Below are 16,171 nucleotides of genomic sequence, written 5' to 3'. Positions count from 1 at the left end.
CTAATTGAAAACTTGCCCTAAACAATGAAACTGCATGACAAAGTTACGGGGCAATATCTGGCTAAACATAATTATCAATGAGTTGGAACTATCATCATAAAAATTTATATATTTACTTAGTAAGGATACAACTGAAGATTGTTTGTTTACTTATATGCAACAGTCTGTTTGATTATTTTTCATATTCATTTCGATAGCTTTTCGCTAGATTTAAGTTACTCAAGAATTATTGTTGAAATGATGATGAATAAAAAAATTCCGATATCTCTCATGGTGTTAGTTATATGCCTCTCTGTTGGCGGGTTGATTTCCACCGACATATTTTTACCCGCGCTTGGTGAAATGCGATTGTTTTATAAAGTGACTGAAGCGCAAATACAGGACGCAATTGCGTTATTTTTATTTGGTGTGGCATTTTCGCAACTTATCTATGGCCCATTGAGTGATAGCCTTGGGAGGAAAAAAACATTAATCGGAGGGTTACTGATATGGCTGATTTCCACTGCCAGTGTGATTTATACGACGCACATTAATGAATTGCTGGGTTTAAGATTATGGCAGGGGATCGGCTCATGCGCTGGTATTACCATCAGTCGGGCGATCATTAACGATATGATGGATAAAAAATCATCTGCGCAGCTCTACCTGGTCATCTTTCCGTTTGTGGGGATGTCACCTGCGATTGCGCCGATGATCGGCGGGATTTTGACTCAGCATTTCGGCTGGCGGGCATGTTTTATCTTTTTAACCCTCTTTATCCTGGCCACGCTGGTTCTCTGCTTTACGGCACTCCGTGAGACATTGCCGATAGAAAAAAGACAAAAACTAAGTGTACTGACAGCAACAAAAAATACCGTTGATGTTGTGCGAAACCCAACCTTTCTCTTTTATGCTGCCATTCCCTGTTTTGCCTATGCGGCTTATTTTGCCTATATCGTCGAGTCGCCGTTTATGCTTGCGAAACTGGGGCTTTCCCCAGCCTATGTGGGTTATACATATATTCTGCTCTCCGCCAGTTATGTCGCCGGAAATTTGACGGCCAAAAGGCGTTCAAGGCGCGAGGGTATTGAAGATACGATCCGTCAGGGATACCGCATTTTTGTGCTGGGGGGATTATTTTTGCCTTGCAGATGTATGTGAGTCCATTTCCCCTGCCGACGACGATTATCGCTATTTCCATTCTGACCTTTGGCAACGGCTTTTTGCTGCCGTTGGGGACGGCATCAGCCATTGCCGCCCATCCGCAGGCCTCCGGGACGGCATCTGGTGTGATGGGAGCACTGCAACTCGGGAGTGCTGCCATCGCCACTTTTTTAATTGGCAAACTGTCCGCCCATGCACCAGGAATGACCGCCCTGATCATCGCATGTGTGTGTGTATTCGGTTTTCTCATTTATGTGTTGGGTCAATCTTCATTTATGCAATTTGTCTCTAACAAAGAGAGTAAGATCAATGATTAATAATATCGATGTCACATTACGGGATGGTGGTTATCAGAATGGTTTTCACTTTCCGACAGACTACGCGATTAAACATGTTCAGGCGCTAGTGGAAAGCGGTGTTGAGTGGATTGAAATAGGTTATCGGAACGGGTCTTTTAAGCCGATTCCTGATATTGGTATTACGGGGGTGTCACCCGATGAATATATTCAGCAGATCCACAATGCTGTGCCGGATGCTAAATTAGTGGTGATTGCCCATCCGCATAATATTAATCACGATGATGTGATTCGTATGAAAATGCACGGTGTGAGTCTGCTCAGGATCTGTATTAAAACAGATAATCCACAACCAGCATTGGCATTATGCGAATTTGCCAAAATGAGTGGGTTACGTGTGAGTATGAATTTTACCCGTGCCAGCCAAATTAATATCAATACGCTTATTGATGTGGCTGCACAATGCGAAAAAGCCGGGGCCGATATTATCTGTATCGCCGATTCAAATGGTAGCTTACGCCCGGAACAGACATCGCGGCTGGTCAACGTCCTTAAATGCACCACGCGTGTGGACGTGGGTTTTCACGCGCATGACAACCTGGGGCTGGCGATGGCAAATGCAATTGAGGCTGTCAAAGCCGGGGCAACGTTTATCGACAGCTCATTAACCGGAATGGGAAAAGGCGCGGGCAATCTCGCCATGGAGACTTGGCTTGCCCTGTGCAATTTCAATAGCGGCGCTGACATTTATCAGACGGAAGTGATCTTCAGGCAGGTTCAACAGCTTCAGTCTCAGGCCTGTTTTAATGCTTCGCACCGCAGCGTGGTGGACATGATCCTCGGGGTGAAAAACCTGAGCGTGGACTACCGCAAAATGATTGAGGAGAAACTTTCCGAAAATCTCAGCAACACCTTTACGGCCATTGATCACGTTATTACCGGGACGGCAGCATGAAAAAGAGGGAGGCCGTTATCCTCGCCCCGGTGATGCCCGTCTGGGATGAAGGTCAGTTTTGCGCGCCACTGGTTATGTTGCTGGTGGCAAAGGGGTATCACGTCACCGTTATTGATACGTTGACCCTGATTCAGGATGCCTCGCCAGAGAGGGCGGTTGAGGCACTCTGCCAGGCACTGAATGCCCGGTTCCAGTCTCCCTATCTGCTGGTGGGGTTCGCCATGGCGGGCACGTTAGTCCAGCTGTTGGCTCCGCACCTGCACGGCCTCAGTGGTGTGATGTCTGTCAGTGCACCGGGTTTTGCGGATGAACAACTCAACAGGCGTTTGGGCGAGCTTGTCTCGCTGCTGGAGAAGGGCGAGGTTGAGCATGCGGTGGACGTTCTGCATCAATTCGTTGTCCCTGAAGGGCAAGCCGCCCAGGAGGGGCGTTTCACGTTGCCTGACGCGGCGAAAGCATCTGCCATTCAGCGGATGTTGACCGGATTTGCCTTGCTACTGAACATGGACGCTCGCGCTGCCATTGCTCGCTATAACGGGAAATACCTTGCCATCGTGGGGGATAAATCACAGCTGGCGTCCTGGGAAAACCAAACCCATAGCACTCAACCGACACACCTCTACAGGCGCATCCCGAAAGCGGGTATGCGCCCATGGAATGACAATCCCGCAGCGATGAATGCCTTACTTAATGAATGGGTCGACACACTATGAAAAAAAATGTGCTGGTTTTACCGGGTGATGGAATTGGTCAGGAGGTTTGCGAGGCTGCGCTACCTGTTATCAGTGCTATGGATCTTCCCATTACGCTCACTTTTGGCGAGATTGGCTGGGCATGCTGGACGCGGGAGGGAAACCCCGTACCAGATCAAACCTGGGAAAAAATCGCCGGGGCAGACGCGGTGCTGCTTGGCGCAATAACCAGTAAAGGTAAAGCGCAGGCGCAGCAGGCTTTACCTCTGCCTCTCCAGCAGAAAGGTATCGAGTATGTTTCGTCGGTGATCCAACTCCGCCAGAAACTGGGGTTGTTCGCCAATATCCGCCCGGTGAAATATGTCGCAGGCGATCGACGTCCTTTTCGCTGCTGCGTGATTCGGGAAAATACCGAAGGTTTGTACGCCGGGATGGATTTTAAAGGGGTTAGACCGGCGGTTTCCGACTGGCTGAAGCATCCTAATCTGAACAAGTATGGCCCGGAAGAGGCTGCCTGGACGGTTCGGCTGCAAACCCGGTATGGGCTGGAGCGCTTGTTTCAGACGGCCTTTGAGTATGCCCGCAAGCACCACTTTACCCGCGTCACATTTGCCGATAAACCCAATGTGATGCGCGAGAGTGGTCACTTTGCGGGGAGCATATTCCATGAGGTGGCTGCGCGTTTTCCTGAGATCACGGCAGATATCCATAATGTCGATGCTATTGCCCTCTGGCTGGTGCGTAAGCCCCATGAGTTCGGCGTGATTGTCGCAGAAAATATGTTTGGGGATATTTTGTCCGACTTAGCCGCAGGGGTGATGGGCGGTTTAGGCCTTGCACCAAGCGCCAATATTGGCAGCCATGTTGCCTACTTTGAGCCGGTACATGGCAGCGCGCCAGGGATGGCAGGACAGGGGAAAGCCAACCCGTGTGCCATGTTTTACACCATTGCACTGATGCTGGAGTATCTGGGCTTTGAGTCACAAGCCGAAAAACTTCAACACGCGGTTGACCGGGTGGTCCGGGACGGGAAAGTGGCTACCTATGATTTGGGAGGGACGGCATCCACACGGGAAATGGCGCAGGCCATCATCCGGGAGCTGCTTCACCCGACTCTCGGGAAAACGGCCAGCGTGATCACCATCGGTGATGAACTGTTGTCCGGGCAATACCCGAACAGCAATCAGTTGCACATCAGCCAGCGGCTTGAGGCGGCGCAGCATCAGGTGAGATTTCAGGCGTCCTGCGCGGACAATATTGCCCAGATCAGCGCCCTGATCACCTCACGTATAGGGCAGGACGATCTCATTGTCATTTGCGGCGGACTTGGCCCCACCTCCGACGATAAAACCCGCGAGGCAGTGGCACAGTCTCTCGGCAGGCCCTTGATTTATGATGAGGATGTCTGGGCCACTATTCAGGCGCAGCTCAGGGCGTTTGGGGTGAAAAACGATCCGTCTAACCGTCAACAGGCCAGATTTCCAGACGGCGCTAGCGTTCTGGATAACCCGTTCGGTACTGCCCCCGGTTTTTACACCAGCATAGCCAGTAGCCTGGTAGTTGTTCTGCCTGGCCCTCCTTCTCAAGCGTTGCCCATGCTTGATGACTTGTTATCAGGCCGCGAGCATAGCGAACCGGCAAAGACTACATCCTCCTGGACGCTTATTGGTATAAGCGAAAGCGAAGTAGGTTCAATTGTGAGCGCCTTAGTCTCTTCGACGGCGTGGGATGTGCATTTTTTATGGAAAAGTCCCTATGTCATTGTGCAAATAGAAACGCCGGAGCACAGCCCGTTACCACTTCCGGTGTGGCAAAGTCTGGATCGGGCATTACGTCCGTATCTGGTGAGTAAACGTAACAAAAAGGCGAGTGAGATATTGCAGGACACCTGCAACGTCCGCTGGCAGACGGCCGATGTGGAGCTGTCATCTTATTTGCCAGTGGCCAGAAAAAAGACGGGAGGTGAGCCAGTGCTTTGCATCGACGTCGCGGTTAACCCCTCTCTGGTCGACGTGCTGGAGAGTGAAACATGGATGGGGCAAATGACGATGTCGGTTCGCCATCAGGATGGCAAGAAACACCAGATGACCTTTCCCCTTAATAAAGCCCTTCTGGCGCAAACCCTGCCTGAGTATGCGGCCTGGTGCGTACTGAAAACCCTGACAATACAAAATGGATGAGACGATCATGACAACCCAAAAAACGATTAAAGAGCGCCTGTTGGCCCTGGACACGGCAGCAGTCTCTGATGCGCTGGACAGCCTGTACATTTCGGGGGGGCTGTTGGGGATTAAGCCGCAGGTCAGCGGAAAGAAAATCGCGGGGCCGGCTTTTACCGTTCAATATGAAGCTTGTACACCGGAAAAAAATCGCTTCATGAATGCCGGTAACTATATTGATCAGGTTCCGGCCAGAGCCGTTATTGTGGTGGACAACGGCGGGCGTCTGGACTGCACGAGCTGGGGGAATATTCTCACCACTAAAGCGGTGCAAAAGAAGATCGCCGGGTCTGTCATCTATGGTTCAGCCCGTGATATTACCGATATTCGCCAGATGGATTACCCCCTGTTCTCCTGCAATATCTATATGGTTTCTGGGAAAAACCGGGCGCGGGTAAAAGCGGTGCAGTGCACGCTTGATATCCACGGTGTGACAGTCTGCCCTGGCGACTGGGTGTTTGGCGACGACAATGGTGTGCTGGTGATACCCGGCGAACACCTGGAAGAGGTGATCCGGCGTGCGGAAAATGTCGAAAATACCGAGCGGCAGATCCTCAGTACCATTGATGCCGGCACACCGCTGGACGTTGCCCGTCAGCAACTGGGCTATGATGTTCCCTGGGAAAATAACGTATGACCCGTCAATTTTTCGCGTACTGGGCATCCCGGCTGCAGTTTCTGGACGTGCATTATCACGCGCGTCCGGATAGCTACCATCGGCGCTACTCGGCATTTGAAGCCGGGCAGCAGTATGCCCGGTATCAGGGCGGGGTCGTGTTGAAGAACCACCTGGGGAGCGTGAGTGCGCTGGCGGCAGCCATGCAGGAGATATCTCTGCCTGTGTTTGGCTCGGTGGTGCTCAATGCGGCTGCGGGAGGAGTGAACCTTAATACGGTACGCCAGGCGCTGAGCCAGTATCAGTTTGAGGGCGCTCCCCGGTTGCTGGTGCATTTGCCCACGGTGGTTTCCACCGTACACAAGAGCACACTTTCAAGAACCTTCAGTAACAAATATGCCCGCTATTTTGCCGGACAACCGCTCTCTGTGACCGATGAATACGGTAAGTTACACCCTGATGTTGAGGCACTAATCCATTTCGCACGACATCATGACATTGTGCTTTCTTCTGGGCATACCTCGAAAGATCAAACGCTGCGTCTGATTGAAGCCGTGGAGCGTGTTGGCGGCGTCCGGTTGATGTTGAACCAACCGGCAAATCCGATCACGGGGTTTTCGGCGGCAGAACTCTGCGCGCTGGGAGAATACGACTGGCTCTATGTCGAGCAGTGCGCGCTGACGCTGTATCTGGGCTACCAGACCCCGCAGGACATGTATGATGTTCTGACGCAGGTGAACAATGTGGTTTATAGCTCTGATCTGGGCCAACCCGCTCAGCCGGACATCGGCGAATGGCTGGAAGGCAGCCGACGCTGGTTCCAGACCGGCGGACTCAGTGCAGAGCGAATTGATGCTGTGACCCGGTTAAATCCGCTCAGGATGCTGGATCCAGAGCGGTCGCCAGATTGAGGGGACGAATAAAATCAATGAATGCCTGCTCTTTGGGGGATGGGCGCGGATTGATATGCACCACATACATTGGCAATGGCGGAGGCATAAATTCTTCCAGCACGGTAATAATTTCGCCTGACTCAATACCGGCTTTGATGGTGAAATCAGGGAGGTAACAAATCCCAAGCCCTTGATGGACCATGTTACAGAGGTCAAGGCTGTTGCTGACCCTGGAGATGTAATGAGGCCGAATTTCTGTACATTCGTTATCAATCATAAATTTCCAGGAGCGTCGGTGATTATCAAAGTGCAGCAGACAGGTATGCTTGTGCAGCTCGTCGGGATGTGACGGCATACCGTGCTGCTGCGCATAGCCGCGCGAGAGGCAGGTATGTTTACGCCAGTAACCAATGAGCGAGTAGTACAGGTTGCTGTCCGGGAGGGGGCCACACTGTAGCGCTAGATCAAAACCGTGGCTGAACAGTTCCATGCAGTGGTTTCCGGTGACAATATCCAGCTTAAGGTCAGGGTAGCGTTCAAGGAATGTTTTCAGACACGGGATTACATGCAGATGACTTATGGAATGGGGGAGCCCAACCTTGAGGTTGCCGCTAACCACATTACTGAGACTTTTCACGTCCCTGAGGCAGGATTCATACTCATCAATAATCAGCAGACAGCGCTGATAAAACTGTTCACCGGCGGCCGTAAGGGATATGCGACGCGAATTACGCTTGATAAGCTGTGTATTGACTTCAAACTCCAGCTTCTCAATTCTGCGACTTACCATTGCCGGTGAGAGTTTCATGGCAATCGCGGCGGCCCGGAATCCCTGACATTCCACCACCATCCTGAATGCTTTCATATTTTCCAGCATCGTGTCCTCCTGACATACTCAACATATCTATTCTTGCACTATTCCTTTCATCGGGGGAGTTTAGATATTGTAAGCAAGTCTAAACCTCTCGCTCACCACTATGTTATAAAATGTAGTTTTAGTAGCCATCAGGGATAGGTAGTGCGAGTGGGAATTTTCCCGCTACGATATTTTCTTCAGATTCCCGGCAATCTGATAAGGTGACACATACAGCTCAGTATTTGTATCAAGATAATCCGCCCACCACTGCATCATAGCGATCCGCTCCTCCATATATTTTGCCTTATGAATATAGGCGGCACGCACGCTGTTCCTTTCCTGATGGCTCATTTACTTTTCAATCGCTTCTTTGCTCCACCGTCCCGACTCACTCAGCGCACTGCACGCCATAGCCCGGAAGCCGTGACCGCAGATCTCTTTTCGGGTGTCGTAGCCCATCACGCGCAATGCCTTGTTGATGGTGTTGTCGCTCATGCACTTGTCCTGGTCGTATTCGCCGGGGAAAATAAACCCCAGATGCCCGGAGAGCGCTTCAGTTTGTTTCAGGATCGCCATTGCCTGATCGGACAGCGGGACGATGTGCTGCGTTTTCATCTTTGTGCCACGGTGAGAGAAGCGAACGTTTTCGATCTGCTCCCGTTCTACCGGGATTATCCAGAGCTTCTGCTGCCAGTCGATCTCACTCCAGCGGGCAAAGCGCAGTTCGCTGGAGCGCACAAAGAACAGCAGCGACAGCTTAAGCGCATACCGTGTCAGCAGCCTGCCGGAGTAGTTATCCGTCCGGGATAATAATTCTGGTAGTTTCTCAAGCGGCAGGGCCGGGTAATGCTGTGTTTCCGGCGGCGTAAATTCACCGTCCAGATCCAGCGCCGGGTTTGACCTGATTAACTGCTTTTTCACCGCATAACGCATGATCTCGGTAACGTAATTTTTCAGCCGTGCAGTGATCTCCAGAAAGCCTTTGTTCTCCACCTTACGCAGGGTAAACAGCAGATCTTCCGTGACGATTTGAACGATGTATCTGTCCCCGATATCCGGGGAAATATACATTTCCAGCCTGCGCCGGATGGTTGTCGCATAGTGTTCAGACCAGCGGCGGTGATCGGCATGCCAGTTCATGGCGATCTGGCGGAATGTCTGTCCGTTTTTCTTTTTCTGTTGCGCGATTTTTTTGTCAACGGAGGGATCGACCCCCGCACGCATTTTACTGCGTGCCGCATTGCGGAACTGGCATGCCGTAAGCAGGGAAACATCCGGGTAAGGACCAAAGGCCAGCTTCTTCTCTTTCCCGTCAATGCGGTACTTCATATACCAGAGTTTTGAGCCGTTGGGTTTGATCAGCAGGTACAGTCCGGCACTGCCGCCGAGTTTGAAGGGGGGGGCTGTGGGTCTGGGCTTGCGGATAGCGGTATCAGTGAGTGCCATAGCGGGGGGCTCCATTCGTTCAACGAACCGAGAGGCCCCCGATGAATCCCCCGAAAACTACAGATATCAAAAAACCCGGCAATCCTTTTCAGGACAACCGGGTCAATCTAACTGCTTGTTTTTATAACGCATTAAGACTCACTGAGGCGTCTTAATACTAAAATCTGGCTCCTCTGACTGGACTCGAACCAGTGACATACGGATTAACAGTCCGCCGTTCTACCGACTGAACTACAGAGGAATCGTGTGAACGAGGCGCATAGTAACGATGCGACTGCGGGTTGTCAAAGCCTGAATGCATAAAAAATTCTGTTTGCTGAAATATTCTTCATTTCGCTGAATATTCAGGCGTAGCAGCACTTTTCACCTTGTTTTTCGTTCAGGGCGTGGATATTTCCATAGCCAGCGTCCGCTGACCATTCTCCAGTAAAAGAGAACGGCGCGTACGGTCCAGTCGAAAAACATCCCCAGCCAGACACCAACCACGCCCCAGCCAAGTAATATTCCCAGTACATAGCCTGCGATAACGCGGCAACCCCACATTCCAAGCATCGAGACCCACATGGCGAAACGCGCGTCGCGTGCGCCTTTAAAACCGGCAGGCAGTACCCATGAGGCGGCCCAGATAGGCATAAATGCCGCATTCAGCCAGATAAGGATCACCACGACATCTTTGACGTCCGGGTCGTGGGTATAAAATGACGCCATAATACCGGCGAAAGGCGCGCTAAGCCACGCGATGGCCGTGAGGCCTATGGTAGAAAGCCAGAACACGTGGCGAAGCTGGATCTCGGCCTGGGCTATCTGCCCATTTCCCAACCGACGCCCCGTAATGATGGTGGATGCCGAACCTAAGGCATTGCCCGGAAGGTTAATTAACGCCGCAATGGAGAATGCAATAAAATTACCGGCGATGACGCTGGTGCCCATACCAGCAACAAACATCTGTGTAAGTAATTTCCCGCTATTAAATAAAACCGACTCAACGCTGGCAGGCACCCCTATGCCCATCACTTCCCAAATAATGGCAAAGTTTAAGGGTTTAAAATAACTTTTAAGGGGGATACGTAGCGCGGGGTTAAACCCAATCATTAAAACCCAGATAATTGCGATAGCGCCAATGTAACGCGAGATAGTCAACCCCAACCCTGCGCCAATAAAGCCGAGCCCCTGCCAGGAGAAAATCCCGTAGATAAGAATGCTGCTGATAATAATGTTCAGAATATTCATGCCGCCATTAATCAGCAGGGGGATTTTCGTATTTCCAGCGCCACGCAAGGCACCGCTGCCAATCAGAGCAATAGCGGCCGCCGGATAACTGAGCACCGTTAATTCCAGATAGATTAACGCCAGATCTTTTACATCTGCAGTAGCTTCTCCGGCGACGACATCAATAATCTGTTTGCCAAAATAGTGTATGAGAGCCGCCAGCAATACGGCAAACAGCGTCATGATCACCAGCGACTGCCTGGCGGCCGCCCTGGCGCGTCGACGGTCACGTTTACCCAGACTAAAGGCGACAACAACCGTCGTCCCCAGATCGATAGCGGCAAAAAAAGCCATAATCACCATGTTAAAACTGTCGGCAAGCCCCACTCCCGCCATTGCTTCCTTGCCCAGCCAGCTGACAAGAAAAGTGCTGAGCACGCCCATCAGCAGAACACAGGTATTCTCCAGAAAAATGGGGATAGCAAGTGGGGTGATTTCACGCCAGAACAACACCTTGTAACTCTTGCGTTTGGCATACCAGGGCGTACGGACGACAGCCTGGCGTAAGGCAGCGGAGACGTTCAAAATGGACCTTAAAGAAGAGAGTTGAAACCACATTTCAATAATGAGCGAGAAATCGTAAGGCTGCAAAGCTTTTCGCAGAAAAAATGTCTGCAAATGCAACAAAGTGATGAGAGAATCCGCAATCGAACCTGTAAGGGGTTAAATGGGGTTTGACAAAATTTTTTTCGCCGCTAACATACGACTCCACGCGATTCCTCTGTAGTTCAGTCGGTAGAACGGCGGACTGTTAATCCGTATGTCACTGGTTCGAGTCCAGTCAGAGGAGCCAGATTTTAGTATTAAGACATCTCAGTGAGTCTTAATGCGTTATAAAAACAAGCAGTTAGATTGACCCGGTTGTCCTGAAAAGGATTGCCGGGTTTTTTGATATCTGTAGTTTTCGGGGGGATTCATCGGGGGCCTCTCGGTTCATTAAACAAATAGCCTTTCACTATGGCACTCACTGATAGCGCTATCCGCAGGATCAAACCCACCGATAAACATCTCTACATCAGACAATAACAGATTGCATCCTGCGTCCGGAAACTATGCAGGGAATGCGAAACTGCTGCCCGATACATGGCGTTTGACCGTTCTCTTATTTATAATTACTTTAAGCTGGTTTACGGTAACGTTTTTCAGGTGCAACTCTAATGCTTCGGCAATTAACGTCTCTTCTTTGGGTGTGTTTCATACCGCCAATAGATGTAGGACAATATCATGTAAATAATAATAGAGAGATTATGTTTCCCGTCACTGGCTAATTTATTATCACTTGTTTTCTCTTTGATTCCACCATTATATTAATATCCATCAAAAAATTAAACTCAGCGGTATATATGTTATGATATTAAATCACCGCTTCTCATTTTATCGGCGATAGGCATGCGTTTTCATTTTTACTGGGTTATAACTAAAAATGCTTGAGCACTGAATTAATCTCATTGCAGAGAAGTTCAGCCGGGATGGCACTTAATATAAAAACGTTTGATTATGCATATTTCATGGAGAAAACAATGCAATTAGATTTTACCCTTAATTTCCATAACGACACCTGGTACCCCACTGTCGATATCAGTGGTTTTAAATCCACCACTGGCGCCAGCGCCGATATTCAGGAGAAAATGATCCTGACGTTTAGCGCGCCGGGTAAAATTACCGCCGGAGATATCACCATATCGACGAACCCGTGGTGTGAATTAAAAACCCATATTGAAACCAGTGAAATTTCCAGCGGCGTTTTTGATAGTAAACTGACGATTACCGCCGCCGATGGTTCCGCCCTGGGTAATGCCATTTCAACTATTCATATGGGCGTTAATGCCTCCTCCGATACCGCGCCAAAATGGGAAACCTTCAGCGACGCTTTCACCGCCGCCGCTGACGAAGAGGCGGACGTGGCAGGTGAGCTGGCGGTCACCTGCGCCGCCTTCCCGGCTGGACTGGAAAACACCGTTCTGGAACTGGTTTTAGTTCGCGGTGAAAAAAGCGAAACGCTCCAGCCAAAAGCGGGCATCACCTGGTTCGATATTGACGCTGGCGCGTACGCGGTTACCGCTGCGGAGCTGCGTACCGCTGAAGGTACTATTCGCGCAGCGGTGCAATTAAGCGCATCGGAGCTGATCATCACTAAAGGCCAGCGCACTCAGCTTGATATCACCTTTGCCCAGGCGGAGCGCAGTACTACTCTGGACCTGGCAGTGAATTTACCAGCCACTCACGCGCTGTATAATGAAGATCTCAGCGTAGTTTATATGGAAAATGGCGTTGCTAAACAGCGTCATACTATGCGCGTAGGTCAAAAGCAGCGCCTGGAACTTTTGCCGGTTACCGGAACCTATTCGGCGCGCATCGATGATGTCAAACTGAACAATATCCACTACACCTTTGATGTGGCGAGCGGCGCACTGGATAATCAGCTCCACGATATCGCCTTCACCAGCACTCACCAGAACGATGAATCTCAGTCAGCCTCAACGAAGCTGACCATCAGCATCGACGCGGAAAAAACGGTTGCTTCTACCTTCTCTCTACGTCTTGTGGATGGCAGCACAACTCCGCGCCAGTATCTCTTCACCGATCTGGCAATGAAAGCGGGCAGTCTCACGCCGTCGGTTGAACTGGCGCCGGGCCTTTATCAGGTTGAATCCGCGACCGTGATCCATAACGGCATCGTTTACTATATTGATGTCGCTCCACAGACGCTGAGCGTTGAGAAAAATACCGCGCTGACCTTAGCGGTAACCCTTACTGAAGGGGCGAATCTGCGTGTCAAAGGTTTTCCTGATTTCCTGAGCTTCGGCGGTTGCGCCAATATGTCGCCCAGCAACGTGGACGACCTGGCCGAAGCTCGTGTCTCCTCCCTGTTCAAATACTCCGGCGATGACGGTATGGGAGACGCTTCCGCTTATCTGGACCCGACGAAAGAACCGACGACAAAAATCATTCAGATGGCGCGCGATGTTGCTGCCAAAACCGGCGATAGCGTGCTGCCGGTAATGGTCTCTTACACCTGCAACCTGTCGCTGGGTGATGTAGAAAACATCATTGACGATCCGGAACGTCATCAGTTCAGCTTTGCTAATTTCATCCAGGCGCTGCAAATGGCGCAAGCCATGAAAGATGATGAACATCTGGTACCGGCTGGTTTTATCGTCAACCCGGATTACCTGGGCGAATGCCAGAAATACGGTTTCTCTCCAGACTATGCTATTCCGGTACGTCAACCGCTGGCGAAAGCGCTGGCGCATCACGGTGTGGATATCGCCGTTCCGGCCTCGATTACCGATACGCTGAAAGGCTATATCAAAGGCGTTAACTGGTTGGTGCGCGTTATTGCCCCTGACGTGGTGTTGGGCTGGCAGGTTAACTTGTGGAGCGTCGGCGGTTCACAGTGGGTTTATAACGATTTCACCTACGACGATGTGTTTGATGCCGTAGACGGAACCAAAAAGAAAATGACCATCAACCCGACGCTGGCGGGCAAGCTTACCGCCGAGTACGCGCTGCTGGTCGGCGTATTCGAGAATATCGAATACACCGACGCCAAAGGAGCCGTGATTATGGCTAAGGGCGCGGACTTTATGGCCGCAGACCGCTATGAAGCGGACGACTTCACCGTCGCGCCTATAAAAACGGTTACTGCTATTCGCCGTTTGAGTGGGACCGTACCTTTGATTTCTGCGCCGCGCTGAGCCGCTATTTGCGCCAGCCGGTGCTGCCGTGGCAGGTTCCGGCCAGCCGTCTGGCTACCGTTTCCGAGTCGGTTGGCGCGTTAGAAGAGAAATTCTGGGGGACCGGCGGCAGCTATCTGATGGGCCACGCTGAAATTGGTAGCGCAGTGGAAGCAATTAATGCTGATCTGCTGAACATTGAGTTCCTTGATGTTCACGCCAGCATGATGGGCAAAACTCCACGCGAGCTATTCCAGCGTCACAAGTGGGATTTCACTGAGCCTAAGTACATCGATTTCCCGTCACGCGGAATATTCCACGTACAGGTTGGCGGCGGGGCAACCACAGGCGTAGTGAGCGCGGTCAATAACAACAGCAGCCGTTGGATGCGCGCGAAGCTGGCGGCCTATCGTGATAATCCGCTAAAATTTGAAGTGTGATCTATTAAGATAGTCCTCTTTTTGTGAAACAGGAAAGCCAACGCATAATGCGCCGGCTTTTCTTTTTAAATTGCTCATATTTACTGCCGACGCTCTTACGCTAATCCCTTTAGTTTCCCCCTTTGCTGTCATACTATCGAATGACGTGCCTCACCTGTGAACGCTAAGGAGAATAATATGGAAAATAAAGGCACAAACCTGACGCCCGAGCAGGCGCTGGATCGCCTGGAGGCGCTGTACGAGCAGTCGGTTAACGCGCTCCGTGAAGCCATCGCTGACTATATTGATAACGGTACGCTGCCCGATCCCCATGCAAGATTTAACGGACTGTTTGTTTATCCTTCGCTGTCTGTAAGCTGGGATGGCGCGACATCGAACCCACCTAAAACACGCGCTTTTGGACGCTTTACTCATCCCGGCTGTTATACCACTACCGTTACGCGGCCTGCGCTATTTCGCGCTTATCTCCTGGAGCAACTTAACCTCGTTTACCATGATTATGGCGCGCATATTGCGGTGGAAGCCTCGCACCATGAGATCCCGTATCCTTACGTGATCGACGGCTCAGCTCTGACGCTGGATCGTTCTATGAGCGCCGGGCTAACGCGCCATTTTCCCACCACAGAACTGGCGCAGATTGGCGATGAGACGGCAGACGGTCTTTTCCACCCCGGCGAGTTCTATCCGTTATCGCACTTCGACGCGCGTCGCGTTGACTTCTCGTTGGCCAGGTTACGACACTATACCGGTACGCCGGTCGAACACTTTCAGCCCTTCGTTCTGTTTACCAACTATACCCGCTATGTCGATGAGTTTGTGCGCTGGGGATGTAGCCAAATTCTTGATCCTGACAGTCCCTATATCGCGCTTTCCTGTGCCGGTGGAATTTGGATCACGGCGGAAACGGAAGCGCCGGAAGAGGCTATTTCCGATCTGGCCTGGAAGAAACATCAGATGCCCGCCTGGCACCTGGTAACGGCAGATGGACAGGGGATTACGCTGGTAAATATCGGTGTCGGCCCTTCAAATGCTAAAACGATTTGCGACCATTTGGCCGTGTTGCGGCCTGACGTCTGGCTTATGATTGGACACTGTGGAGGGTTACGAGAAAGTCAGGCGATTGGTGATTATGTGCTGGCCCATGCCTACTTACGTGATGATCACGTGCTGGATGCCGTTCTGCCGCCTGATATTCCTATTCCAAGCATTGCGGAAGTACAGCGGGCGCTGTATGACGCTACCAAAGTGGTTAGCGGAATGCCCGGCGAAGAGGTCAAACAGCGACTACGCACGGGAACGGTCGTCACCACGGATGATCGTAACTGGGAGCTCCGCTATTCCGCTTCTGCGCTGCGGTTCAACCTCAGCCGTGCTGTCGCGATTGATATGGAAAGCGCGACGATAGCAGCGCAGGGCTATCGCTTCCGCGTACCTTACGGCACGTTGCTTTGTGTCTCTGATAAACCTTTACACGGTGAAATTAAACTGCCCGGGCAGGCAAACCGGTTTTATGAGGGGGCTATTTCAGAACATTTGCAAATTGGTATTCGTGCTATTGATTTGCTACGCGCAGAAGGCGATCGTCTGCATTCACGTAAATTACGCACATTTAATGAACCACCGTTTCGCTAACAGAATGAGCCGTCGCCTGCCATTGGATAAGGGCAGA

Annotated in this window: 12 protein-coding genes, 2 tRNA genes and 1 pseudogene; 11 read left to right on the top strand and 4 right to left on the bottom strand. The window is 51.1% G+C overall.

The features are described from left to right. The first annotated feature begins 237 nt into the window (after positions 1 to 237). From ACE15A_RS13750 to ACE15A_RS13720, 7 genes are read left to right on the top strand one after another with little or no spacing between them, the layout of a single operon-like run. Positions 238 to 1,140: a Bcr/CflA family efflux MFS transporter gene (locus ACE15A_RS13750; RefSeq protein WP_226998558.1), complete on the top strand. Its 903-nt coding sequence runs from the start codon at positions 238 to 240 to the stop codon at positions 1,138 to 1,140. After that, entirely contained in the window at positions 1,137 to 1,460 is a 324-nt protein-coding gene (locus tag ACE15A_RS13745) for a hypothetical protein (RefSeq protein WP_226998560.1), read from the top strand. Before ACE15A_RS13750 ends, ACE15A_RS13745 begins: the two co-directional genes overlap by 4 nt. After that, on the top strand, positions 1,453 to 2,394 hold the full coding sequence (locus tag ACE15A_RS13740; RefSeq protein ID WP_053510649.1) for a 3-hydroxy-3-methylglutaryl-CoA lyase: 942 nt from the start codon (positions 1,453 to 1,455) through the stop codon (positions 2,392 to 2,394). Before ACE15A_RS13745 ends, ACE15A_RS13740 begins: the two co-directional genes overlap by 8 nt. Beyond that, positions 2,391 to 3,107, top strand: a complete 717-nt coding sequence (locus ACE15A_RS13735; protein WP_023246898.1) for a hypothetical protein — start codon at positions 2,391 to 2,393, stop codon at positions 3,105 to 3,107. The genes ACE15A_RS13740 and ACE15A_RS13735 overlap by 4 nt, the downstream gene beginning before the upstream one ends. After that, positions 3,104 to 5,266, top strand: coding sequence for an isocitrate/isopropylmalate dehydrogenase family protein (locus tag ACE15A_RS13730; RefSeq protein WP_053510647.1), 2,163 nt, complete (start codon positions 3,104 to 3,106; stop codon positions 5,264 to 5,266). The genes ACE15A_RS13735 and ACE15A_RS13730 overlap by 4 nt, the downstream gene beginning before the upstream one ends. Before the next feature lie 7 nt (positions 5,267 to 5,273). Further along, positions 5,274 to 5,942, top strand: a complete 669-nt coding sequence (locus ACE15A_RS13725) for an RraA family protein (RefSeq protein WP_053510725.1) — start codon at positions 5,274 to 5,276, stop codon at positions 5,940 to 5,942. Beyond that, positions 5,939 to 6,832 (top strand): DUF6282 family protein, encoded by an 894-nt coding sequence (locus ACE15A_RS13720; protein ID WP_023246901.1) that lies wholly within the window; start codon positions 5,939 to 5,941, stop codon positions 6,830 to 6,832. Before ACE15A_RS13725 ends, ACE15A_RS13720 begins: the two co-directional genes overlap by 4 nt. Here ACE15A_RS13720 and ACE15A_RS13715 read toward each other — a convergent pair. The 4 genes and pseudogenes from ACE15A_RS13715 to ACE15A_RS13700 all read right to left on the bottom strand — a co-directional run bounded on the left by ACE15A_RS13715 (position 6,798) and on the right by ACE15A_RS13700 (position 10,943). Continuing rightward, a complete protein-coding gene (locus tag ACE15A_RS13715) occupies positions 6,798 to 7,691 on the bottom strand; it encodes a LysR family transcriptional regulator (protein WP_023246902.1) in 894 nt (297 codons plus the stop codon). The genes ACE15A_RS13720 and ACE15A_RS13715 overlap by 35 nt on opposite strands. A 162-nt stretch (positions 7,692 to 7,853) precedes the next feature. After that, positions 7,854 to 9,116: pseudogene (locus ACE15A_RS13710) on the bottom strand (tyrosine-type recombinase/integrase). Between the two features lie 165 nt (positions 9,117 to 9,281). Beyond that, positions 9,282 to 9,357 (bottom strand) — tRNA-Asn (locus ACE15A_RS13705). A gap of 122 nt (positions 9,358 to 9,479) precedes the next feature. Next, positions 9,480 to 10,943 carry an EmmdR/YeeO family multidrug/toxin efflux MATE transporter gene (locus tag ACE15A_RS13700; protein WP_023247436.1) on the bottom strand — a complete coding sequence of 488 codons (1,464 nt, stop codon included), beginning with the start codon at positions 10,941 to 10,943 and terminating at the stop codon, positions 9,480 to 9,482. A gap of 159 nt (positions 10,944 to 11,102) precedes the next feature. Here ACE15A_RS13700 and ACE15A_RS13695 point away from each other — a divergent pair. The 4 genes from ACE15A_RS13695 (at position 11,103) to ACE15A_RS13680 (ending at position 16,134) form a co-directional block, all read left to right on the top strand. Continuing rightward, positions 11,103 to 11,178: transfer RNA gene (locus tag ACE15A_RS13695), tRNA-Asn, on the top strand. Positions 11,179 to 11,905: 727 nt separating this feature from the next. Next, positions 11,906 to 14,083 (top strand): hypothetical protein, encoded by a 2,178-nt coding sequence (locus tag ACE15A_RS13690; protein WP_249928964.1) that lies wholly within the window; start codon positions 11,906 to 11,908, stop codon positions 14,081 to 14,083. Between the two features lie 8 nt (positions 14,084 to 14,091). After that, positions 14,092 to 14,502 carry a hypothetical protein gene (locus ACE15A_RS13685; protein ID WP_249928965.1) on the top strand — a complete coding sequence of 137 codons (411 nt, stop codon included), beginning with the start codon at positions 14,092 to 14,094 and terminating at the stop codon, positions 14,500 to 14,502. A 177-nt stretch (positions 14,503 to 14,679) separates the two neighbouring features. Further along, the gene (locus tag ACE15A_RS13680; RefSeq protein WP_023247434.1) at positions 14,680 to 16,134 is read left to right on the top strand and encodes an AMP nucleosidase; all 1,455 of its coding nucleotides are present in this window, start codon (positions 14,680 to 14,682) and stop codon (positions 16,132 to 16,134) included. Positions 16,135 to 16,171 lie beyond the last annotated feature (37 nt).

The organism is Salmonella sp. HY31 (genome assembly GCF_042604575.1).
Classification (GTDB): Bacteria; Pseudomonadota; Gammaproteobacteria; order Enterobacterales; family Enterobacteriaceae; genus Salmonella; species Salmonella diarizonae.
The sequence above is the reverse complement of the archived record's forward strand: the minus strand, read 5'-3'. Positions and strand labels throughout refer to the sequence as shown.